The organism is Dyella sp. SG562 (assembly GCF_011759495.1).
GTDB lineage: Bacteria > Pseudomonadota > Gammaproteobacteria > Xanthomonadales > Rhodanobacteraceae > Dyella_D > Dyella_D marensis.
In genome coordinates this window covers 1-20,737 of record NZ_JAAOYS010000001.1, presented here as the reverse complement: position 1 = coordinate 20,737, position 20,737 = coordinate 1, and the positions used below count along the sequence as shown (strand labels likewise).

Here is a 20,737-nt window from a genome sequence, read left to right as displayed (position 1 = left end):
AAACCGTCATGTCGATCGTCTCCATAGATGCCTGGGCAGATGGGCCGGACGTATTCGGCTTTCCGCCTGCGTGCACTGATGAAGTTGATCGCGAGGGCCGGGTTTCTGTGATCAGCGGACCGAAAGCAGCTGCTGAAGATGGCATGGCTTATTATTGATGTTCACTGGCACGGCAAGGCGACCGCTGATCATGACAATGGCCGCCTTACTGATGAGGATCATGATACCCACGGTGACCATCTACACGTGCACCTGACTTCGAGTCGACTGCGTTTCGTGACGTAGCGACTATGCAGATCAGTAGCCTAACGCTTGGGTACTTACCTCTTCCGCGCCCAGCCATTGCCCTGTCTTGCGGTGAATGCTTAGCGCACGAGGGTGACCGCCATGCGGTATGAGGACCAGGTCTAGCGCAGAGTTGGCAGCCTCGCCGGGCTCGACACCCACGCGATACACCACGATGCGAGCAAAGGTATCGGCCACGAGTTGCCGTGCTTTCAGCCGTGCATCGTAATCCTGGCTCTTCACGCCGATCACCAGTTCACGCCAAGCATCGGCGGTCGTCGGTGCCTTTCGAGACACAGCCGCCCATTCCGCGTCGGCCTCGGCCATCTCCTGCCGCAGGCGCTCCCCTTCATCCTCCAGTTCGCGGACCTTGCGAAGGATGATCGCCGGCGCTGCACCGTCATCCTGCATCAAAGCATCGGTCAAGCGCTTGAGTTGCGTCTCCATGTCGGCGACGCGTGCTTTGGCGGCGGTGAGCTTCTGACGAGCTGGCGGATCGACGGAGCCGCGATCCAATAGGGCATCCAGGTTGATCTGGTCCGAACAGAACTCCAGCAGCGCCCGTTCGATCGGTGCGATGCTCGTGCTGCCACCCACCGAACAACGACGATAAGCCTGCCCGGAGCCGCAAGACAGGCGGCGATAGGTGTCATGGACCCGGCCGTCGTCGTCCTTTTTCCGGCTCATGAGGTTCTGGGCCACCATGGCCGACCCGCAATACCCGCACTGGGTGAGGCGTAGCCCAGTAATGATGCCCGGCAGTTCGCCTTTACCCTTGCGCCGACCAGGCTGCCGGATCTGGCCTTGCAGTTCGTCGAAGGCTTCCGGACTCAGGATGGCTGGGTAGTAGTCGGACAGCGCGTACTCGACGCCATCGACCGACAGGGTCTTCGTACCTCGCAGGGCGGGTAGGCGAAACACCTTATACAGGTGCGTCGCCCGGGTCCCTTTGTCCGAGACGGAGAGTCCCGCAGCATTGAGACGATCGACAATGGCCACCGCCCCATGCCCGGCCCGGAACAAGTCGATGGCCATCCGGACAGCGTCGACCCGTTCCGGGATGAGCTGCCAGCTACCCGACTGCCAGGTGAGCCATTGGGGATCCTGGCCATTGCGGATGCGACCGCGATAGGCGCCGGCCACCCACTGCTCGCACTGACGACGAATGGCCGCCTTGACCCGCTTGCTCTTGGTATCGCTTTCCTCATACGCCCGGATCATCACCAGCAGGCTGTAGACCAGCTCCATGGGGTTGGCTTTGAGTCCCTCCCGGTTGTATTCCCGGTCATCGCTGGCGGTCACCACCGTGATACCGGCATTGATGATCTGGGCGAGCTGTGCCTGGGCCTGGAGCGGTTCGGCACGGCTCAAGCGATCCAGGCCCTCCACGACCAGCACGGACCCGGCGCCAATGCGGCCCTCGTCCACGGCACGGAGGAAGGTGCCCAAGGCGCCTTGCTTTACATGACGCTGGTGGTAGGCGCTCAATCCTTCGTCGCGGAGGGAGAGCGAATCATCGAGCTGTAGCTGCTGGCGCTTGGCCCAGTTGGCCGCATACTCGGTCTGGCGATCGGCACTACTGCCGGTGGACTGTCGAGCGTCACTGAAGCGTAAATAGCTATAAACCTTGATGTTTGCGTCCACGTGAAGCATCGATCCTTGAGCAAGTTATGAAGTCTATATTGGATATCATTTGGTTGCCCAAAGAAGAAGTAACCAAGAAGAAAGGGCACCCTGCTTGGCGCCCTCAGCAGCGCAGCTGCTGAGGGTACGTGAGGGCTGGCCGGGCTTTTTGACAGGGCATCCATGCCCTGATCAAAAAGGCGAGGACTCCTGTCCTCGCCCCCCTTGCGGGGGCCTTTTCGTCCAGCCCTCACCGCCGGCGCCAAGGGGACCCGGTAGATCAAGAGCAACGTCAAAAGCGCGCCAGCGGAACGCCGCGGCTGCGCCGCGAGCTCTGCGCTCGATTTTCGCCGCGCCCTGCATCCCCCTCTCCCCTCCGGGGAGAGGGTTGGGGTGAGGGGCCGCTCTAGCGATATCGCTCGATACTGCAGTCAGCAGATCCAGCCCCACCCACATTGATCCCAAGCGCAAACAACGTCGCAAGCAAGCCAGCGACATTCCGGATATAGCCATCCCTGTCTGCCCGAAGCGCCGATGCTTTTCGCTCCATGGCGCCACCGCCACATATCCCCGGCGCCACCCGCATGACGCGTCAAGCAAGTGCGGGAGATTACGAATGCCCCTATTTGACGAGTGGCATTCGGCGATCCGTGCGTGCGGTGTCTTTGTGTCCGGCAGAATCGGCGATGCGATGCCGCGGCGTGCTCAGGGCTCGATGCGCGCCAGCACCACTTCGCCGCCGCCTTCGATGCGCAGCGTGCCCGCCGCTTCGATCCACACCGATTCGCCCTGCGTCATCGCCAGGTTTTCGCCGCCGCTGCGCAGTTCGGCGTGTCCGGCGAGCAGATAGAGGAACCAGTGCGCGCCGGCCGACGGTGGCAGCAGCATGGCGCCGTTCAAGGGACGTGCGATCAGTTCGCCTTCCGCGCCATCGCGCAGCATCAGGTTGAAGGCGCGGGTGGGGCCGTCGGTGAGCCGCGCGTGCGGGGCGTCGGCGCCGTCGAAGCGGATCACGGCCAGGCGCAATGCATGTCGTTCGCTGTCCGCGAAGCGCAGCGCGAGCGAAGCGTCGAGCGCGGTGAACTGGCGGCGCACGCCGGGCAGTGCGGAAAAATCGGTATCGCGGTCGATCTGCGCGATGCTCAGGCGCCACTGCCATGCAGAAGAATCCGGACCGCTGGCCAGCACCATGGTGGTGCCGGCGCCGTTGGCCCAGGGCTCCGCGCGCAGGCTTTCCGCTGGCACGCGGTGGAAGGCGCTCATGCGCTCAGGCGTAGGCCGCGCGGCGCGATTCGCGGTACGGCGGGTAGTACGCGAACACGTGGTTGTAGCTGCCGCAGAAATCCATGTCTTCGATGTGCTCGCCGCCGAGGCGCTCGGCCAGGCGGTCGGAAGCTTCGTTGCCCACGCGCACCAGGCTGATCACGCGCTGCGCGCGCAGCTGGTTCCAGGCGAAATCGAGGATGGCCTGGCAGGCTTCGGTGGCGTAGCCATGGTGGCGGTACTCGGACTTCAGCATCCAGCCCAGTTCGATATCGGGCCAGCCTTCCGGATACATCAATCCCGCGCGGCCGGCGAAGACGCCGCTGTCCTTCAGTTCCAGCGCCCACATGCCGTAGCCGCGCAACTGCCAATGGCCCAGCAGCATCGCCAGCGAACGCCAGGCATGGCCGCGGTCCAGCGGCTCGCCGTCGCCGACCCAGCGCGTGCTGGTGGGGTCGGCGAGCATCGCGGCGTAGTCGTCGAAATGGCTGGCGGAGAGAGCGGTGAGGCGCAGGCGCGCGGTTTCGAGGGTGGGTATGTCGAACATTGCAGTGTCAGATGGCGGCGCCGGCCAGCAGGCTGGCGAGGGCACGGGTACTGGTGGCGAGACTGTCGGCCCAGGACAGGCCGATGATTTTCTCGCCGGTGGCCGAATCGATGAAATCTTCTTCCTGCCCGGGTGCGAGCAGGTGGCGGTAATCCACGGTGATCTCGGTGCCCGTGGGCAGGTCGCGCGCGGCGAACACGAAACCGAGGTGCCACAGCCCGCTGGGCTCGAAGCTGTGGTTGATGTAGCACTCGTCGGGCCAGTCGGGGGACAGCGTGTAGCGGTCCTCGAACCAGCGCGCAGCCGCATAGAGCTGCACCTGCAGCTCGGGCGAGGCGGTGATCTGCGCGAGGCTCCAGGTGCGGTCGATCGCATCCGGCGCGGTCACGATGCGACCGGCGGCGACGTCTTCCTCCAGGAACAGCCCCTTGCCGGCGCCTCCGATACCCGAGGCGGCGATGCGGTAACGTGGCAGGATCATGGCGTGGAACGCAAATGTTTGTGCTGCTGAATCAGGTACATGGCCCCTGTGACGGCTCCGGCCTGGGTCGTGAAGGCGGTGACCGGGCGGTCGTGAACGCGGAGTGTAGGCGCAACCGGCGCGACCTGCCAGGGCCGCGCCGGCGCGGGCCGGCGAGCGGACTGGAGCTCAGTCCTCGTCCTTTTTGGCCTTGGGTCTGGCCTTGGTGGCGCCGGATTCGGGCTTGGCGCCTTCCTCGGTGATCAGGATGGCGGCACGGTTGCGGTCCAGCGTGCTGGCGCCCACGCCCTTGACCTGGCCGACTTCGTCCACGGTCTTGAACGGGCCGTGTTCCTCGCGCCAGGCCACGATGGCGGCGGCCTTGGCCGGGCCGATGCCGTCGAGCGCCTTGGCGATAGTGGCGGCGTCGGCGGTGTTGACGTTGACCGGCGTGGCGGCGTGCAGCGACAGGCACACGGCCAGGCCGGACATGAAAGTAGCGAGCTTGCGCAGCATGGGGATGCTCCTTCAGTGATGGGCTTCAGCGATGGGACAGCGCGGCGTCCGTGCGCCGCCCAGCCACGATGCCGCCGGCGCGAAGGCGCCGCAGTCGGCGCTCCCATCGCGCTGCGGTGCGCCTGCATCGCCGCGTGGCGTGGGTGCGCGCCTACGCGCTGTCGGCGGCGTTTCGGCCTGCGCTGATACAATCGGCGCTTTCCCCATCGCCGGAGCTCGCCCATGGATACCGCCCGTCTTTCGCATTTCGTCAGCGGCCTGTGGGATGACGAGATCGTGCCGCAGCTGATGGACTACATCCGCATTCCCAACAAGTCGCCGATGTTCGATCCCAAGTGGGTGGAACACGGCTACATGGATGCGGCGGTCAAGCTGATGGAGACCTGGGCGCGCACCAAGCTGCCGTCGCTGCCCGGCGCCACGCTGGAAGTGGTGCGCCTGGAGGGCCGCACGCCGCTGATCTACATCGACGTGCCCGGCCAGGGCGACGACACCGTGATGCTCTACGGCCATCTCGACAAGCAGCCGGAAATGACCGGCTGGGCCGAGGGCCTGGGTCCGTGGACGCCGGTGCTCAAGGGCGACAAGCTCTATGGCCGCGGCGGCGCCGACGACGGCTACGCCATCTTCGGCTCGCTGGCCGCGCTGCTGGCGCTGCGCGAGCAGGGCATCCCGCACGCGCGCTGCGTGGTGCTGATCGAAGCGTGCGAGGAATCGGGCAGCTACGACCTGCCGTACTACGTGGACCACCTGGCCACGCGCATCGGCAGCCCCTCGCTGGTGGTGTGCCTGGATTCGGGCTGCGGCAACTACGACCAGCTGTGGCTGACCACCTCGCTGCGCGGCATGACCGGCGGCGAGCTGAGCGTGCAGGTGCTGGAGGAAGGCGTGCATTCCGGCGACGCCTCCGGCGTGGTGCCGTCGAGCTTCCGCATCCTGCGCGAGCTGCTGACGCGCCTGGAGGACCCGCGGACCGGCACGGTCAAGCCGAAGGAACTGTACGTGGAGATTCCCGCGCAGCGCATCGAGCAGGCGAAGCAGGCCTCGCACGTGCTGGGCAAGGCCATCTACGAGAAGTTTCCCTTCGTCGAAGGCATGCATCCGGTCACCGACGACCTCACCGAGCTGGTGCTCAACCGCACCTGGCGCCCGCAGCTGGCGGTGACCGGCGCGGACGGCCTGCCGCCGCTGGAAAGCGCCGGCAACGTGCTGCGCCCGAAGACCTCGGTGAAGCTCAGCCTGCGCCTGCCGCCCACGCTCAACGGCAGCCAGGCCGGGCAGTTCGTCAAGCAGCTGCTGGAGAAGGATCCGCCCTACGGCGCCAGGGTCAGCTTCAAGCTGGAGAAGGACGGCGGCGGCTGGCATGCGCCGCAGCTGTCGCCGTGGCTGGAGCAGACCGTCGCGCAGGCTTCGCAGAACCATTTCGGTGCGCCGGCGGCCTACATGGGCGAAGGCGGCAGCATTCCCTTCATGGGCATGCTCGGCGAGAAATTCCCCCAGGCGCAGTTCCTGATCACCGGCGTGCTCGGCCCGCATTCCAATGCGCACGGCCCGAACGAATTCCTGCACATCCCCACCGGCAAGAAGGTGACGATGGTGGTGGCCGAGGTGGTGGCGGGCCACTACGCGCAGGGCGGCAAGGCTTGAGCGACGACTACGGCTATCTCGCGGCCCACTGGGCCGCCGTGCGCGAGCGCGTCGACGCGGCCTGCCGCGAGGCGGGCCGCGCGCCGGCCGAGGTGGACGTGCTGCCGGTGAGCAAGACCTTCGGCGCGGACGCCATCCGCGCCGCCACCGCCTTGGGGCTGCATCGCTTCGGCGAGAACAAGGTGCAGGAGATCCGCGAGAAGGCCGGCCCGCTGGCCGACTGCGCCATCGACTGGGTGGTGATCGGCCACCTGCAGACCAACAAGGCCAAGGACGTGGCCCGGCTCGCCGCCGAAGTGCAGTCGCTGGACCGCTGGGAGCTGGCCGAGGCGCTGGACCGCCGCCTGCAGGCCGAAGGCCGCGCCATCGACGTGCTGGTGCAGGTGAAGACCTCCCCGGAAGAGAGCAAGCAGGGGCTGGATCCGGCGGAGCTGCCGGCCTTCCTGGCCCGCTTGCGCGGCCTGGACACCCTGCGCGTGCGCGGCCTGATGACCATGGCCGTGCAGTCCGGCGACCCCGCTCCCGTGCGCGCCTGCTTCCGCCTGCTGCGCGAGCTGCGCGACCGCATGGCGGGGGAGGGCCACGCACTGCCGCGGCTGTCCATGGGCATGAGCGGGGATTTCCCGCTGGCGGTGGCCGAGGGTGCTACGGAACTGCGTATCGGGACGGCGATTTTCGGCCGCCGCGGCTGAATTGCGCTTCAGCTACCTTGCAGACCTGTTACGGACCTCCGTCACACTTCCGCCACGGTTATTTCTAGGAAATTTTCCTAGCCAGGCCAGGTGCTTGCAGTGATTTCCCACTGCTTTCATGGGGATGCCGGACGTTGCTGATCCCTTCAGCTTTTCGAAACCGCGGGGTTTAGTTAACCCGGATCGAACATACGGCCTATATCGCTTTGCTAAGTTCACGGCTTCGTCACGGTCGTCGACACATCCGACGGCCAATCCCGTGAACAGCAAGGGGATTTTTCCCGCATGCCAATCAAGCGATTGACCGTCCTCTCCGTGCTGGCCGCCGCCGCGCTCGTCTCCGGTCCCGTGCTCGCCAGCCCCAGCGGACAGGCCAAGGCCGCCCCTGCTGTCGCCACCATCACTCCGCCGCTGATGAGCCAGTTCGCCGCGCTCGCTCCGGCCCAGGCCCTTTCCCAGTCGGCTCTGCCGGCCGCTCCGGCGATCGAGGAGCAGGCCAGCAATGCGGACGATCTGCGCAAGACGCTGATCGATCTGGCGATGCAGCTGCGGGATATCCGCTATGTGCGCGGCGGGCACGATCCGTCGACCGGCTTCGATTGCAGCGGCTTTGTCCGTTACGTGTTTTCGCATGCGGTGGGGTTGGATCTGCCGACCAATTCGGCGGGGCAGTTTCTTGCGGGGCTGAAGGTCAACCGTACCGAGATGCAGCCTGGCGATCTGGTGTTTTTCCGCACTGCCGGCGGGCGCCGGGGTGGTGGGCGCATTTCGCATGTGGGCATTTATATTGCCAATGGGCAGTTTATTCATTCGCCTTCGCGGGGGAAGACGGTGCGGGTCGATAGTCTCGATGAGAGTTATTGGGCTAAGCGGTTCGCTGGCGCCAAGCGGCCTGAGGGCATGGCGCAGAACGGTTGAGCGTTAGCGCTTTCGGCAGTTTGAGGCCGCCTGCAGGGCGGCCTTTTTTATTTGTGCTGTATTCGTCATCCCGGTGTAGGTCGGGATCCAGTAGCGACTAGGGGCGGTTGTCGCGATTTGGCCGCTTATGCAGCGGGCATTTCGGACGCCTGCCGGCGCCCGAGTCACTTTCTCTTTGCTGGCCCAAAGAGAAAGTAACCAAAGAGAGAATGGCCTGAGAGCAACGGCTCGCGACGCGACTAGAAGGAGCAGTGGGCGGCTGCGGTAGTCTGATTAACCTGGGTCTACACGAAACGGCAGTGCGTTTACGTAGCGGGTGCTTCAACGTGCCGTGGCGAAGAGGATGTTCAAGGACTGAGGCCAGCTTTTGTTCTTCGTTCCTGCTTACCTCACGCCATCACCCCTCTCCCCTCCGGGGAGAGGGCAGGGTGAGGGGCCGGGCGGAGCGTAACGCCTGTTATTCCTTGGGCCGCTTGGGCGCTATTCGCCCGCGATGACGCAGGTCAGCTTGCCCGACCCAAGCGCCGCAACTCATCCGACTCGACAATCCGCACTCCTTCGCCCGCTTCTCGCGCCAATTTCCACAACGCGCGCGCAACCGTCTCCACGTGAATCCCGCGCCATCGTCCGGGCAACAGGCGCGACAGCGGTCCCGCGACTGCCTCGCCTAAGCGGAACTCCTTGCGTGGTCCCAGCAGCAGAGATGGGCGGACGATGGTCAGCTGTGGCCAGTCATGTTCGATCAATGCTTGTTCCAGCTCGCCTTTGACCTTCGTGTAGAACGTGCGCGACGTGGCGCTCGCGCCGAGCGAACTCATCACCAGGTAATGCCGCGCTCCAAGCTTGCGTGCGCGTCGCGCCACGGCCAGGGGCAGGTCGTAGTCGGCCATGCGGAAGGCTTCGCGGGAGCCGGCCTGGGCGATGGTGGTGCCGAGGCAGCAAAGGGCTACGTCCAGCGGCGGCTGCAGGGTGGGGAGGGTGCGGTGGAGCATGCCGATGGGGTTTTCCAGCCGGGGGGCGCGTGGCAGGGCGTGGCGGGTGGGGGCGAGCACGCGGGCGACGGCGGGGTCGGACAGGAGTTCGCGCAGCACGGCGCCGCCGGTGAGGCCGGTGGCGCCGGCGAGCAGGACGTGGAGGGGCGCAGCGGTCATGGGTGCGGCATGGAGACCTGACGCGCACAGCTTGCCACGCCGCATCTTTGCTGCGCGTAACGCGAGCGGACCGAAACGCTAGCGCGCGACCACCGTCACAGGGCGGTGGAAACTCGCGGTCGGCTTCCACTGCGGATAGGTGGTTTCGGTCGACAGCTTGCCGCCGACCATGAACAGCGCGCGCAGGTCTTCCACCAGGCCGCGCAGGTCCCAGCTCGGCGCGGTACCGGCGGGCGGGGCGCTGGCGCTGGCCGCGAGGTAGTCGCCGTAGCGCTTGCGGCCGGCGGCGTCGCCGCCGTCGCGCAGGTCCAGGCCGGAGCGGGCGTAGAGCACCGGCACGCCGCGCGTGGCGAAGCTCAGCGCGTCGGAGCGGAACAGTTCCATGCCGGCCCGCTCGTCGCCCGAGCGCATGCGGCGGTGCTGGCTCTGCAGCGCATCGGCGAGGTAATCGTCCAGCTGCGACTGGCCATAGCCGAGCACGTCCAGGTCGCGGCTCGGCCCCAGCCACGGCAAGGCGTCGAGCTGGATTTCCGCCACCGTGTGCTCCAGCGCCACCGGCGGATGGTCGACGTACCAGCGCGAACCGAGCTGGCCGGATTCCTCCATGGTCAGCGCGACGAACAGCACGCTGCGATGCGGCTTGGGTGCGCGGTGCGCGAAGGCCTCGGCCAGTTCGAGCAGGCCGGCCAGGCCCGCCGCGCTCTCGGCCACGCCGTGCAGCGACTGGCTGTCGCGCGCATCGGGGTGGTTCCAGTGCGCGGTGTAGACGATCGCATCGCCGGGCTGCTTGCTGCCGTTCATGCGCGCGATCACGTTGGGCGACATGCCCTGGCTGATGCTGCTCTGGAATGCCAGGCTGGCCTTGGCCGCCAGCGTCAGCGCGCGGAAGCCGCGCCGGTGCGCGGCGGCGCGCAGCGCCTGGAAATCCTGGCCGGCGCTGGCGAACAGCCGGCGCGCGGCGGCATCGCTCAGCCAGCCGGCGATGGCGGGCGCTGCATTCGCATCGCCGGGCAGGGTGTACCAGGGGCTGCTCCAGTGCTGGCGCACCGCGGTCCATGGATAGCCCGACGCCGCTTCGTCATGCACCACGAACACCGCCGCCGCGCCGTGGCGCGCGGCCTGCTCCAGCTTGTAGCGCCAGGAACCGAACAAGGTGGGCGTGCGGCCGTGGAACAGCGCCGGATCCTGGCTGCCCCAGCCGGGGTCGTTGGCCAGCAGTACCACGGTCTTGCCCTTGACGTCGGCGCCGGCGTAGTCGTCCCAGTCCTGCGCGGGGTCGTCGATGCCGTAGCCGGCGAACACCACCGGTGCATGTTCGATCGCCGCGTTCGTATGCTGTGCGGGCGAGTTGGCCACCATGTCGATGCCGTAGGCGAGCGACAGCGGCTGCGCGCCGCCTTCGATCTGCAGGGTCATCCGTTCGGGATGGATCACGCTGCCGCGCACATAGGGCACGTCCTGCGTCCACTTGCCATCGGCGCCGGGCTGCAGGCCCATGCGCTGGAACTGCGCGATCAGGTAATCGACGGTATGCCGCTCGCCAGCGCTGCCGGGCGAACGGTCGCGCAGCGCGGGCGCGGACAGCGCGTGAAAATGGACGGCCAAATCCTCCGGCATGATGCCGGGTGAAAAGTTCGCCGCGATCTCGCCGTCGCGCGACGACGACGCATGCTGCTGGCAGGCAGCAAGCATGGTGCTTAGCACAACGATGGATAGAAAACGGCGCATTCCCCCGGCTCCCTGTAAGGGACCGGCAGGACTGTAACCGCGCCGCGGCCCGCTGAAAACGCGCAAGTTTTCGCGTTCAGCAGCGGGCGCGGCAGCTTCATGCGATCGACCGTGAAAGACTCAGGAGCGGCCATCGCGCCGACCTTTCGTACGGCGTGCTCGTCGAGCGCTCACTGGAATAAAGAAGTCCACGTGCGCCGGTTCCGCTGGCCATGCCGATCGGCACACCGCAGCGCACGATGGTAAGGAAATTTGGGAGCTTTCCTTATAGATCAGGGAGGCTTCCGTGCGCTTTGCTGTGCTCCCGCGGCCTCCATGACAGGAGGCGGCCAAAGTACGCGCCGACCAGCGCGTACCGAATGTTGGGAGGCAGGAAGGAATGGGGCCGCCAATCCATCCGCATGTACGCGGGGTCATCCCGTCGAGCCGATTGCTGCTCGCGCTTGCGATGGCGTTGATCGCCACGGAGCGTTTGCATGCGCAGTCCGAACCTCTCCGGCCGCGATCGGGCGATCAGGCCCCATTCGCGGGAGTGCCGGTCGCGAAACCGGGATACGGAGAGGAAGCTGTATCCCCAGAGACCGACGAAAAGGAAGCGAAGCTCCTCGATGGCGTGACCGTGGAGGGCTATTCGAAGAGCCTGGGGCGCTCACTGCAGATCAAGCGCCACGCCGATACGGTGGTCGATGCGCTTCATGCGCAGGACGCAGTCGCCCTGCCGGACATCTCGGTCACCGAGGCTTTGAAGCGCCTGCCGGGCGTAGCGGTCAGCGCTTTTGGCGTCGCTGCCGACCCGGATCATTTCTCCGTCCAGGGCTCGAACATCAGCCTGCAGGGCCTGCCGTACGTCAGCACACTGTTCAATGGCCGTGAAGTGTTCTCCGCCGGTGGTCAGGGTTTGAATTTCTTCACCGTATCGCCGGAACTGATCGGCTCGGTTGTGGTGAGCAAGAACCAGACGGCGGACATGATCGAAGGTGGTATCGCCGGTTCGATCGACCTCCGGACACGTCAGCCCTTGGACAGCAGCAAGGATACGGAACTATCGGCAATGCTTGGCAATTACTGGGGCAGCCTGGACCAGCGGGCTACGCCGCAGATCTCCGCCTTGTTCAGGCGTAACCGCGACGTCGGCATCGGCCGCTTGGGCGTGCTGCTCAACCTGGCCTACGATCGCACCGATCAGCAGGCAAACGCGATCTCGCTGGTCGACTTTCAGCGGCGTTGCGCAGGTTGCTCGCTTCCTGGCGGAAGGACTGACGGCTATCCAGGGCTGGCGCCCGGTCAATATGTCTACGTACCTGTGGGCGCCGATCTGCGCGTGCAGGCTCGGACCAGCACCCGCTTCGGCCATGTCGTTTCCACGCAATGGGAAAGCCCAGGCAAGGCTTGGCAGGCCAGTTTGGAGTGGCATCGCGCCTCGGACACCGAGACCACCTACGAGCGCACTTTGCAAGCCGCAGCGGATGGCTGCGCCTTTTCCGTTTCGCTTGCCGGTTGCGCGGTGCCTCTGGCAGGTACGGCACCCACGTACGATTCCAACGGCGTATTGCGGTCGGGCGTCATCTCGGGCGCGCCGCGTTCATCGGACTTCCCGCCGATCACTCACGGCGGCGTGCCGACGCTATTGAACAGTACGGCTTTCAGGAACCGTTATCTCACCGATGACTACAGCCTGGGCATGAAGTGGAAGGTCAACGAGAGGCTGAGCTTGAGCGCCGAGCTGCAGGCCACGCGTTCTACATTCAGGAATTTCTATTACTACATCCGCCAAACGACCCAGGCTGACTGGAGGATTACCCTGCACCGCAGCAAGGCACCCCGGGTCAGCCTGCTTTCGCCTGACCCCGGTGTAACGGCGGCCCGGTATTACGCAAACCCCGACAACATGTATTGGGCGGCAGCGCAGGACCATTTTGCGGAGTCCCGCGGCGACCAGCATGCTTTTCGCCTCGACGGCACATTCGGCGTGGATGCCGGTTTTCTCGACAGTCTCCAGTTCGGCGTCCGTAACTCCAGCCGGAGCGAAGTGACGCGGAACTCGGCCTACAACTACAAGACCATCAGCTCTCCATACGGGCAGAGCGCAGTAACTGTCGGCGATACGCCCGATATCGCGGCATTGCATAAACTCACGCTCCCGGGTTTCGGCAGCGGCAACTTTGCAGGCTTCGTTGCACCGTATTTCAAGCTGCATCCCCTGATGCAGTTCGAACAGGCCGCGGCCATCATCAGGCAGGTCAATCGGCGGGCCATGGTCCTGAATCCGCCGGGCATGGTAGGGCCGTATTACACCCTCGGTCAGCGCACGCGATACGTCCCGGGCGATGTCTTTGTTCCGGGTACGTACTACCTCCCGCAGGAGATTGCCTCCAACCAGGAGCAGACCCGTGCGGCCTACCTTCGCGTAAATTTCGGCAATGGCTACATCGATTTTCTTGACGGCGCGCAGATCAGCGGCAATATCGGCATGCGCTACGTGCATACCCGGGATGAGGCGGCGGGCTACCTGGTGCTGCCGAACCAGGCGGCGATCCTCAACGGCATCGGCGTCGAACAGTACTGCCTCGACCAGGGGAGGGGAGGCATGGCACCGTCTCCGGGAACGTTCTGCGCGCTGACACCAGCGCAGCAGCGGCGGTATATGGACTTCGCCAATGGCGGATACACCCCGATCAAGGCGCGCAACTCCTATAGCCACTGGCTGCCGAGCTTCAACCTGTCCATCGGCTGGGCAGACGATCTGATCACCCGGTTGGCGTTCTCCAAGTCGATTTATCGGCCTACGCTGGACCAATTGCGGGCAGGGCAGTCGATCAGCGGATTGCTGCCCTATGGCACCCATGGCAGCTCTGTGCCGACGGTCGGGAATGGGTATAGCGGCAGTAATCCGTATCTGATGCCTGTTACCGCAAACAGTCTCGATCTAGCCCTGGAATGGTACTTCGGCGCCACGGGCGCGATGTCCGCCATGCTGTTCCATAAACAGTTGGACGACACCATTCAGACCATTACGCGCGTGGTCGAAACGACGGTCACGAACAATGGCGTGACCTATCCTGAGCAGTACACCATCGGTCTGGCGAATTTGAAGAAGAAGGGCAGCATAAGTGGCATGGAGCTCGCTTATGCACAGAAATATGGATTTCTGCCCGGCTGGCTTTCCGGCTTTGGCACTCAGCTGAATTACACGTACATTGAGCACCGCAACTTGAGCCATGGCGCCGCCAGCTATTGTCCCGTCGGTTATGCGCCGGCCACGCAATGCATCAATCAGCTCAAGCTGCCGCCATATGAGCTATCGCGTCATACGTACAATTTCAGCGCGTACTACGAGCATGGTGCGCTGTCCGCGCGCATCGCCTATCACTGGCGTTCGAAATACCTGATTACCGGCAGGGAGGCGATCTACCCTTTCCTTCCCGTCATGGCAGCCTCGCAAGGCCAGTTGGACGCTTCGTTAATCTATGCGATCAATGATCATTTGAAGGTATCGCTGCAAGCGGCCAACATCTTGAATTCGACATTCAGTACCCGGGAAATCATCAGCACCGAAGGATTGAGCGTGCCCAAGGGTTTCTTCCGCAATGACACGCGTTACAACTTCAATGTGCGCGCAAATTTCTGACGCTTGATGCCCTCGTCCCGCGAGCATCGTGTCGATTCATGCGCGGGCGCCGGGCCATCTTTGAATCGGGACGGCCGTGCAGGACGACATCGCTCCGATGCCTGCCTGCACGCCTTTTCTGCGCTATGCGAGCCGGTCAGAAACGATAGTCCGCACCGAGGTAGACATAGCGTCCGCGCGGATCAGCCTGCGTCAGGTCGTAGTAGGTGTTGGATGGATCCCACGGCGGCCGGCGGTTCTGCAGGTTCTGTAGGGCGAGCGTGAGCGTGGTCTTGGGCAGGCCGGTGTAGGCGATGCTCAGGTCGAAGGTGCTCCATGCTTTTACGCGCTCCGGATACGCCGGCGTGAGGCGGTTATCGGGGTTCTGCTGGTAGCCGCCCACGTAGTACCAGGTCAGCGTGCTGGCGAAGTCGCGGTAGCTCCAGGTCAGCCCGGTGCTGCCGCGCCACTTCGGCAGCGAGCCGAAGATATTGGTGCCCGCGCCGTTCACCGGTGCATCGCCGGCCACGCGCGGCTGGCTGTACTTGAGCAGGCGCGTCCAGTTGCCGTCGAGCGCGAAGTCGCCCGCGTTCGCCGTGTGCAGTGCCTGGTGGAAGCTGAGGTCCACGCCGTCGGTGGTCAGGCTCTGCTGGTTGCGGTACTGGTTGGTGATGATGCTGATGCGTCCCTGTGCGTCGCGCTGCACGCGCGGGTCCTTGCGCTGCACCAGGGTGGCGTCGTCGTCGGGGCCGATGATGCCGCGCTGCACGATGTGGTAGTAGTCCGCGCCGAAGCTGGTGTCGGCGCTGGGCGAAATCACCAAGCCGCCGTTGTAGTTCTCCGAGCGCTCCGGCCGCAGCTTCGGGTTGGCGGCGAACACATCGGTATAGCCGCGGCGCTGGCCGGGCGTGACCGGATCGTAGGGATCGACCACCGTGCTGTAGCTCACCGCGGTGCTGTGGGTGATTTCCGGCAGCGACGGCGCGCGGAAGCCGCGCGAGTACGAGCCGCGCAGCAGCAGCCAGTCCAGCGGCTGGTAGCGCAGCGAGAACTTCGGCGCGAAGGCATTGCCGAAATCGCTGTAGTGGTCCAGGCGACCGGCGATGCCGGCTTCCAGCGTGGCGAGAATCGGCACGTTGAATTCGGCATAGCCGGCGTGCACGTCGCGCGAGCCGCGGATCACGTCGATGGCCGGACGCAGCTCGGAGCCGGACAGCACCGCCTGCGAGGTGCGCGAATTGATCGACTCGTTGCGGAACTCGTAGCCCGCGGCAAAGCCCACCGTGCCCGCGGGCAGGTCGAACAGCTGCGTGCTGGCGGTGGCATTCACCGCGGTGAGGCGCGATACGGCGGGGCGGATGGTGGACAGGCGCAGCGCATCGATCGCCTGCTGCGAATGGTTGTTGGCGGCGAAGTTGTAGCCGCCATTGGCCAGCAGCGACTGGAACGCATAGCGGTTGCCGAAGTTGGTGACGTATTCCTTCAGGCTGCTCTCGGAATGCTCGGCGGAGACATCCCAGTCCCATGCGCCGGTACGTCCTTTAACGCCGCCGAGGAAGCGCGTGAAAATGGTGCGGTCGCGCTTGTTGCGCTGGCCCACGTCCCACAGGTTGGTGTTCACCGGTGTCGGCACGCCATAGGGATTGGCTGGGTTGCCGGCCGGCAAGGTAGTGTCGATGTTCACCAGCTTCTGGTTCGCGTTGTCCCAGGCGCGCAGGCCGCTGCCGATCGCCAGCGGTCCGCTGAACACGAAAGCGGCGTGGCTGCGGCTGTAGATCGCCTCGCCGTAGGCGTCGATCTGGTCGGTGAGTTTCACCGTCGCCTTCAGCACGGCGTGGTAGCGCTCCACGCCGGGAATCAGCGAGGTGTACTGCGCCGGGTTGTAGGCCCAGGTGTCGCCGCTCTTGCCGGGCGTGATGGCGCCGTAAGGCACTTTGCGCACCGGGCCGACGGCGCTGGCAAAGCCCTGGGTGGGATCGTTGTTGTAGTAGTTGGTCGGCGTCCAGTTGAGGCGGCCGCCCGGCTTGTCGCGGAAGTCGTTGTCGCGCAGCCAGCTCACGTCGTCCTGGTTGAGCTGCGAGCTGCGCGTGCCGTCCAGCGCGAAGAACACGTTGTAGCCGTCCTTCTTCAGATCGCCCTGGCCCAGCAGCAGATGGAAATTATTCGAGCGCTGGCCGGTGCCTTCGGTGCTGCCGCCGACGTTGGCGCCGACTTCGGCGCCCTGGTAGTTCTGCTTGAGGATGATGTTGACCACGCCGGCGATGGCGTCGGAGCCGTACACCGCGGAAGCGCCGTCCTTCAGCACTTCGATGCGCTCCACCGCGGCCAGCGGCAGCGCGTTGAGGTCGACGAAGGTGTCCTGCAGTTCGTAGGCGGTGGCGTAGTTGGCCACGCGCTTGCCGTCCACCAGCACCAGGGTGTTCTTCTGGCCCAGGCCGCGCAGCGAGATGCCGGCCGTGCCGGCGGAGAAGCTGCCGGTGAGCTGTTCGTTGACGCTGTTGCCGGTATTGGCGGAGATCGAGCGCAGCAGGTCGGGGAGGGTGGTCTTGCCGCTGCTGCGGATCTGTTCGGCGGTGATGGCCTGCACCGGGCTGGGGCCTTCCAGGTCGGTGGTCTTGATATTGGAGCCGGTGACGCTGACGGCTTCGAGCTGGGTGGCCTTCTTGTCGTCGGCCTCCTCCGCGTGCAGCGGGGACAGCGCGAGCGCCGTGGCAATGGTGAAGGGAAGCAGGCGGATCGTGTTCATGGCGGGAAGCATTCCTGTAGGCGCAGCCGTCCCGGCTCCTGGCCAGGTGCGATGGATGCGCGGGATGCAGCGGGGGAGCTGCGTTCGTGGGATCGCCGTGGGGATGGCGTCAATGGCGGCGCGGGAAAACGCCTAGGGTCGCGGGATCAGCCGCAGCGACACATTCGACAGCAACGACAACAGCAGCCCGTGCCGGCGATGGCATGGCGGTGTCGTGGCGAAGAGGAGAACAGCGGGAAGTGCATCGTGATATCCGGCCCGGCGGCGTCCGGTGGACGCTGGCTTGCTTGGGGATTCCGGACTGGCGCCCGGCAACAGGGAAAGCGCGCGATCAGCAACAACAACAGCAGCAACACATCGCGCACATGCGATGCGTGGTGCTGGCGAGCTGGCGATAACCCTGGATGGTCACGAGCGGTGGCATTCCTGCTGGGGACGGAACGGCGCGTTGGGGGTTCGGCCGTATGGACGGCTATTTGTGCATCGCCGCGCGGCGATGTCAACCCGAGGTGACGATGCGCGTTCGCCGCCGGCGGCGCAAAACGGCTGCCGGCACGCGGCCGGGCCGCGCCCCGCAAGGTTCCCCGGATGGGTGCGGCGAGTTGTCGCAGGATGTTGCGCCGCGCCATCGGGCGCCGATGGCGGCGCCCCGGCTCAGCCGCTACCCTTGGCCGTTGCCCACGGAACCGCCCATGTTCTACGACCTCGCTCCGGTAACCCGTAACCTGCTGATCGCCAACGTGGCGGTCTTCCTGCTGCAGCAGCTGATGCCTTCGCTGCTGGTGCCCCTGGCGCTGTGGCCCCTGGGCAGCGGCTACTTCCAGCCCTGGCAGGTGGTGACCAACGCTTTCATGCACGGCGGCTTCCTGCATCTGTTCTTCAACATGTACGCCTTGTTCATGTTCGGCAGCCAGATCGAGCGGCTGCTGGGCACGCGCAACTACACCATCTATTACTTCGTCTGCCTGATCACCGCCTCGCTCCTGCAGCTGCTGTGGCTGCGCTTTATCGAGCAGGATTTCCAGACGCCGACGCTGGGCGCCTCGGGCGCGATCTTCGGCCTGCTGCTGGCCTTCGGCATGCTGTGGCCGCACGAGAAGCTGATCCTGTTCCCGATCCCGGCGCAGATCCCCGCCTGGCTGTTCGTCTCCGGCTACGCCGCGCTGGAGCTGATCTCCGGCGCCACCGGCTGGGCGCCGGGCATCGCCCACTTCGCGCACCTGGGCGGCATGCTCGGCGGCTTCGTGCTGCTGCAGTACTGGCGCGGCAAGCTGCCGGTCAAACCGAAGCGGCGCTTGATGCGCTGACCTTTCCACCTCGCGGTTCTTCTTCATGACTCAGCACCTGCAGCGCCGGCTCACCCCGCGCCATATCACCTTCATGGCCCTGGGGATGGCGATCGGCGCCGGCCTGTTCCTGGGCTCGGCCAATGCGATCAACCTGGCCGGCCCCTCGGTGCTGTTCGCCTACCTGTTCGGCGGCGCGATGATCTTCATCATCATGCGCGCGCTGGGCGAGATGGCCGTGCACGATCCGGTGGCCGGGTCCTTCAGCACCTATGCGCACCGTTATCTGGGTCCGTTCGCCGGTTATCTCACCGGGTGGAACTACTGGATCCTGATGGTCGGCGTCGGCATGGCCGAGAGCACGGCGGTGGGCATCTACATGCGCCAGTGGTTTCCCGACTTGCCGCAGTGGATCTGGGTGTTCGGCAGCGTGGCGATGATCGGCGGCCTGAACCTGATGGCGGTGAAGGTCTACGGCGAGATGGAATTCTGGTTCACCCTGATCAAGGTGGTGACGGTGGTGCTGATGATCCTCGGCGGCGCCGGCATGATCTGGCTGGGCTGGGGTAATGGCGGCCAGCCGGTGGGCTTGTCCAACCTGTGGGGGCATGGCGGCTGGTTCCCGCACGGCTTTACCGGCATGGTGCTGGCATTGCCGGTGGTGGTGTTCGCGTTCGGCGGCATCGAGACCATCGGCATGGCGGCGGGCGAGGCCGCGCAGCCGGAGCGCACCATTCCGCGCGCGGTGAATTCGGTGCTGTGGCGCATCCTGATCTTCTACGTGGGCGCGCTGTTCGTGATCATGGCGATCTACCCGTGGAACCAGCTCGGCACGCAGGGCAGCCCCTTCGTCACCACCTTCGGCAAGCTGGGCATTCCGCAGGCGGCCGGCCTGATCAACTTCGTGGTGATCACCGCGGCGCTGTCGGGCTTCAACAGCACCACCTTCAGCGGCAGCCGCATGCTGTACAGCCTGTCGACCAAGGCGCAGGCGCCGGCTTTCCTGGGCAAGGTGAGCGAGCACGGCGTGCCGGTGCGCGCGGTGCTGGTGACGCTGGCGTGCCTGGTCCTGGGCGTGGTGCTGAACTACCTGCTGCCGGAGCGCATCTTCGCCATGATGATGTCGATCCTGGCGTTCAACACGGTGTGGACCTGGATGATGGTGCTGATCGCCCACTTCAGCTTCCGCCGCCGCTACGGCGCCACGCAGTTCCCGCTGCGCGCGTGGCCGCTGACCAGCGTGGTGTGCCTGGTGTTCCTGGCCTTCGTGCTGTTCATGCTCGGCTACAGCCCCGACACGCGGGTGGCGCTGTACGTGGGCGCCGGCTGGGTGGTGCTGCTGTCGCTGGCCTACCGGTTTCTCGGCATCGGTGCGCGGATGCGCGCGCTCGGCCCGCAGGCGGCATGAGGATGGAACGCCGCCTGCGCACGGTTGGCCTGATCGGCGGCATGAGTTGGGAATCGACGCTTGCCTACTATCAGTTGATCAACCGCGGCGTGCGGGAGCGGCTGGGGCCGCTGCGGTCGGCGCGGCTGCTGCTGGACAGCCTGGATTTCGGTGAGATCGAGGCGTTGCAGCGGCAAGGTGACTGGCATCACGCGGGGGAGCTGCTGGCCGCCTCGGCGCGGCGGCTGGAGGCCGGCGGCGCCGAGGCCATCGTGCTGGCGACCAACACGATGCATAAGGTGGCTGATGCCGTAATGGCGGCGACGCCGTTGCCGTTTTTGCATATCGCGGATCCGACGGGGGCGGCGCTGCGCGCGGCGGGTTGCCATCAAGTGGCGTTGCTGGGTACCGCTTTTACGATGGAACAGGAGTTCTATCGGGAGCGCTTGCGCGCGAGGTATGGCATTCGGTGCCTGGTGCCTGACGAAGGGCAGCGGCGCGAGGTGCATCGCATCATCTACGAGGAGTTGTGCGCGGGGGTGGTGCTCGATTCCTCGCGGCAGTTTTATCGGGAGGTGATGGTGGATTGTGCTGCGCGCGGGGCGCAGGGGGTGGTTCTCGGGTGTACCGAGATTGGGTTGCTGGTTGGGCGGGAGGATAGCCCGGTGCCGCTGTTTGATACGGCTGCGTTGCATGCAGCGGCCGCTGTGGATTTCATGTTGGGGTGATGGTTGTGATCCCGGTGTAGGCCGGGATCCAGTGGCGACCACGCCTGGTTTTTGCGGTGCCGCGAACTGGCCGCTTATGCAGCGGGCATTCCGTGCGCCTGCCGGCGCCCGGGTCACTTTCTCTTTGCTGGCCCAAAGAGAAAGTAACCAAAG

Annotated in this window: 16 protein-coding genes; 8 read left to right on the top strand and 8 right to left on the bottom strand. The window is 65.4% G+C overall.

Features of this window, described 5'->3' with window-relative positions; genetic code table 11:
- The first annotated feature begins 8 nt into the window (after positions 1 to 8).
- Positions 9 to 158, top strand: coding sequence for a hypothetical protein (locus FHW84_RS00080; protein WP_167252101.1), 150 nt, complete (start codon positions 9 to 11; stop codon positions 156 to 158).
- A 139-nt stretch (positions 159 to 297) separates the two neighbouring features.
- Here FHW84_RS00080 and FHW84_RS00075 read toward each other — a convergent pair whose 3' ends face one another.
- From FHW84_RS00075 to FHW84_RS00055, 5 genes are all read right to left on the bottom strand, one after another.
- Positions 298 to 1,929, bottom strand: coding sequence for a recombinase family protein (locus FHW84_RS00075; RefSeq protein WP_343203536.1), 1,632 nt, complete (start codon positions 1,927 to 1,929; stop codon positions 298 to 300).
- Positions 1,930 to 2,613: 684 nt separating this feature from the next.
- A complete protein-coding gene (locus tag FHW84_RS00070; protein ID WP_167252099.1) occupies positions 2,614 to 3,171 on the bottom strand; it encodes a HutD family protein in 558 nt (185 codons plus the stop codon).
- A gap of 4 nt (positions 3,172 to 3,175) precedes the next feature.
- On the bottom strand, positions 3,176 to 3,718 hold the full coding sequence (locus FHW84_RS00065) for a GNAT family N-acetyltransferase (protein ID WP_167252098.1): 543 nt from the start codon (positions 3,716 to 3,718) through the stop codon (positions 3,176 to 3,178).
- Positions 3,719 to 3,725: 7 nt separating this feature from the next.
- A complete protein-coding gene (locus FHW84_RS00060) occupies positions 3,726 to 4,199 on the bottom strand; it encodes an SET domain-containing protein (protein ID WP_167252097.1) in 474 nt (157 codons plus the stop codon).
- A 168-nt stretch (positions 4,200 to 4,367) separates the two neighbouring features.
- Positions 4,368 to 4,694 carry a helix-hairpin-helix domain-containing protein gene (locus tag FHW84_RS00055; RefSeq protein WP_167252096.1) on the bottom strand — a complete coding sequence of 109 codons (327 nt, stop codon included), beginning with the start codon at positions 4,692 to 4,694 and terminating at the stop codon, positions 4,368 to 4,370.
- Positions 4,695 to 4,916: 222 nt separating this feature from the next.
- Between FHW84_RS00055 and FHW84_RS00050 the strand changes: the two genes are divergently transcribed.
- The 3 genes from FHW84_RS00050 to FHW84_RS00040 all read left to right on the top strand — a co-directional run bounded on the left by FHW84_RS00050 (position 4,917) and on the right by FHW84_RS00040 (position 7,951).
- Complete coding sequence (locus tag FHW84_RS00050; protein ID WP_167252095.1) at positions 4,917 to 6,341, top strand: M20 family metallopeptidase; 1,425 nt, start codon at positions 4,917 to 4,919, stop codon at positions 6,339 to 6,341.
- Positions 6,338 to 7,033: a YggS family pyridoxal phosphate-dependent enzyme gene (locus FHW84_RS00045; RefSeq protein WP_167252094.1), complete on the top strand. Its 696-nt coding sequence runs from the start codon at positions 6,338 to 6,340 to the stop codon at positions 7,031 to 7,033. The genes FHW84_RS00050 and FHW84_RS00045 overlap by 4 nt, the downstream gene beginning before the upstream one ends.
- 285 nt (positions 7,034 to 7,318) lie before the next feature.
- Positions 7,319 to 7,951 carry a C40 family peptidase gene (locus FHW84_RS00040; RefSeq protein ID WP_167252093.1) on the top strand — a complete coding sequence of 211 codons (633 nt, stop codon included), beginning with the start codon at positions 7,319 to 7,321 and terminating at the stop codon, positions 7,949 to 7,951.
- Positions 7,952 to 8,454: 503 nt separating this feature from the next.
- On the opposite strand, the gene FHW84_RS00035 is transcribed toward FHW84_RS00040, so the two are convergent.
- Positions 8,455 to 9,102, bottom strand: a complete 648-nt coding sequence (locus FHW84_RS00035) for an oxidoreductase (RefSeq protein ID WP_167252092.1) — start codon at positions 9,100 to 9,102, stop codon at positions 8,455 to 8,457.
- 78 nt (positions 9,103 to 9,180) lie between these two features.
- The gene (locus FHW84_RS00030) at positions 9,181 to 10,830 is read right to left on the bottom strand and encodes a M28 family peptidase (protein WP_167252091.1); all 1,650 of its coding nucleotides are present in this window, start codon (positions 10,828 to 10,830) and stop codon (positions 9,181 to 9,183) included.
- 379 nt (positions 10,831 to 11,209) lie between these two features.
- Here FHW84_RS00030 and FHW84_RS00025 point away from each other — a divergent pair, with 379 nt between their 5' ends.
- Positions 11,210 to 14,458 (top strand): TonB-dependent receptor, encoded by a 3,249-nt coding sequence (locus FHW84_RS00025; protein ID WP_167252090.1) that lies wholly within the window; start codon positions 11,210 to 11,212, stop codon positions 14,456 to 14,458.
- Between the two features lie 136 nt (positions 14,459 to 14,594).
- On the opposite strand, the gene FHW84_RS00020 is transcribed toward FHW84_RS00025, so the two are convergent.
- Positions 14,595 to 17,183, bottom strand: coding sequence for a TonB-dependent receptor (locus FHW84_RS00020; protein WP_208399555.1), 2,589 nt, complete (start codon positions 17,181 to 17,183; stop codon positions 14,595 to 14,597).
- Positions 17,184 to 17,875: 692 nt separating this feature from the next.
- Here FHW84_RS00020 and FHW84_RS00015 point away from each other — a divergent pair.
- Genes FHW84_RS00015 through FHW84_RS00005 form a run of 3 tightly spaced genes read left to right on the top strand, consistent with a single transcriptional unit; the run spans position 17,876 to position 20,584 of the window.
- Entirely contained in the window at positions 17,876 to 18,490 is a 615-nt protein-coding gene (locus tag FHW84_RS00015; RefSeq protein ID WP_167252088.1) for a rhomboid family intramembrane serine protease, read from the top strand.
- A gap of 25 nt (positions 18,491 to 18,515) precedes the next feature.
- The gene (locus tag FHW84_RS00010) at positions 18,516 to 19,877 is read left to right on the top strand and encodes an amino acid permease (RefSeq protein ID WP_167252087.1); all 1,362 of its coding nucleotides are present in this window, start codon (positions 18,516 to 18,518) and stop codon (positions 19,875 to 19,877) included.
- Positions 19,878 to 19,891: 14 nt separating this feature from the next.
- A complete protein-coding gene (locus FHW84_RS00005; protein ID WP_167252716.1) occupies positions 19,892 to 20,584 on the top strand; it encodes an aspartate/glutamate racemase family protein in 693 nt (230 codons plus the stop codon).
- Positions 20,585 to 20,737: the final 153 nt, after the last annotated feature.

Excerpts from the sequence above, each read along its gene's own strand:
- FHW84_RS00050 (WP_167252095.1), top strand. The coding sequence starts at position 4,917 with ATGGATACCGCCCGTCTTTCGCATTTCGTCAGCGGCCTGTGGGATGAC.
- FHW84_RS00020 (WP_208399555.1), bottom strand. The coding sequence starts at position 17,183 with ATGAACACGATCCGCCTGCTTCCCTTCACCATTGCCACGGCGCTCGCG.
- FHW84_RS00055 (WP_167252096.1), bottom strand. The coding sequence starts at position 4,694 with ATGCTGCGCAAGCTCGCTACTTTCATGTCCGGCCTGGCCGTGTGCCTG.
- FHW84_RS00065 (WP_167252098.1), bottom strand. The coding sequence starts at position 3,718 with ATGTTCGACATACCCACCCTCGAAACCGCGCGCCTGCGCCTCACCGCT.
- FHW84_RS00015 (WP_167252088.1), top strand. The coding sequence starts at position 17,876 with ATGTTCTACGACCTCGCTCCGGTAACCCGTAACCTGCTGATCGCCAAC.
- FHW84_RS00080 (WP_167252101.1), top strand. The coding sequence starts at position 9 with ATGTCGATCGTCTCCATAGATGCCTGGGCAGATGGGCCGGACGTATTC.
- FHW84_RS00030 (WP_167252091.1), bottom strand. The coding sequence starts at position 10,830 with ATGCGCCGTTTTCTATCCATCGTTGTGCTAAGCACCATGCTTGCTGCC.
- FHW84_RS00070 (WP_167252099.1), bottom strand. The coding sequence starts at position 3,171 with ATGAGCGCCTTCCACCGCGTGCCAGCGGAAAGCCTGCGCGCGGAGCCC.
- FHW84_RS00040 (WP_167252093.1), top strand. The coding sequence starts at position 7,319 with ATGCCAATCAAGCGATTGACCGTCCTCTCCGTGCTGGCCGCCGCCGCG.
- FHW84_RS00035 (WP_167252092.1), bottom strand. The coding sequence starts at position 9,102 with ATGACCGCTGCGCCCCTCCACGTCCTGCTCGCCGGCGCCACCGGCCTC.
- FHW84_RS00025 (WP_167252090.1), top strand. The coding sequence starts at position 11,210 with ATGGGGCCGCCAATCCATCCGCATGTACGCGGGGTCATCCCGTCGAGC.
- FHW84_RS00010 (WP_167252087.1), top strand. The coding sequence starts at position 18,516 with ATGACTCAGCACCTGCAGCGCCGGCTCACCCCGCGCCATATCACCTTC.
- FHW84_RS00060 (WP_167252097.1), bottom strand. The coding sequence starts at position 4,199 with ATGATCCTGCCACGTTACCGCATCGCCGCCTCGGGTATCGGAGGCGCC.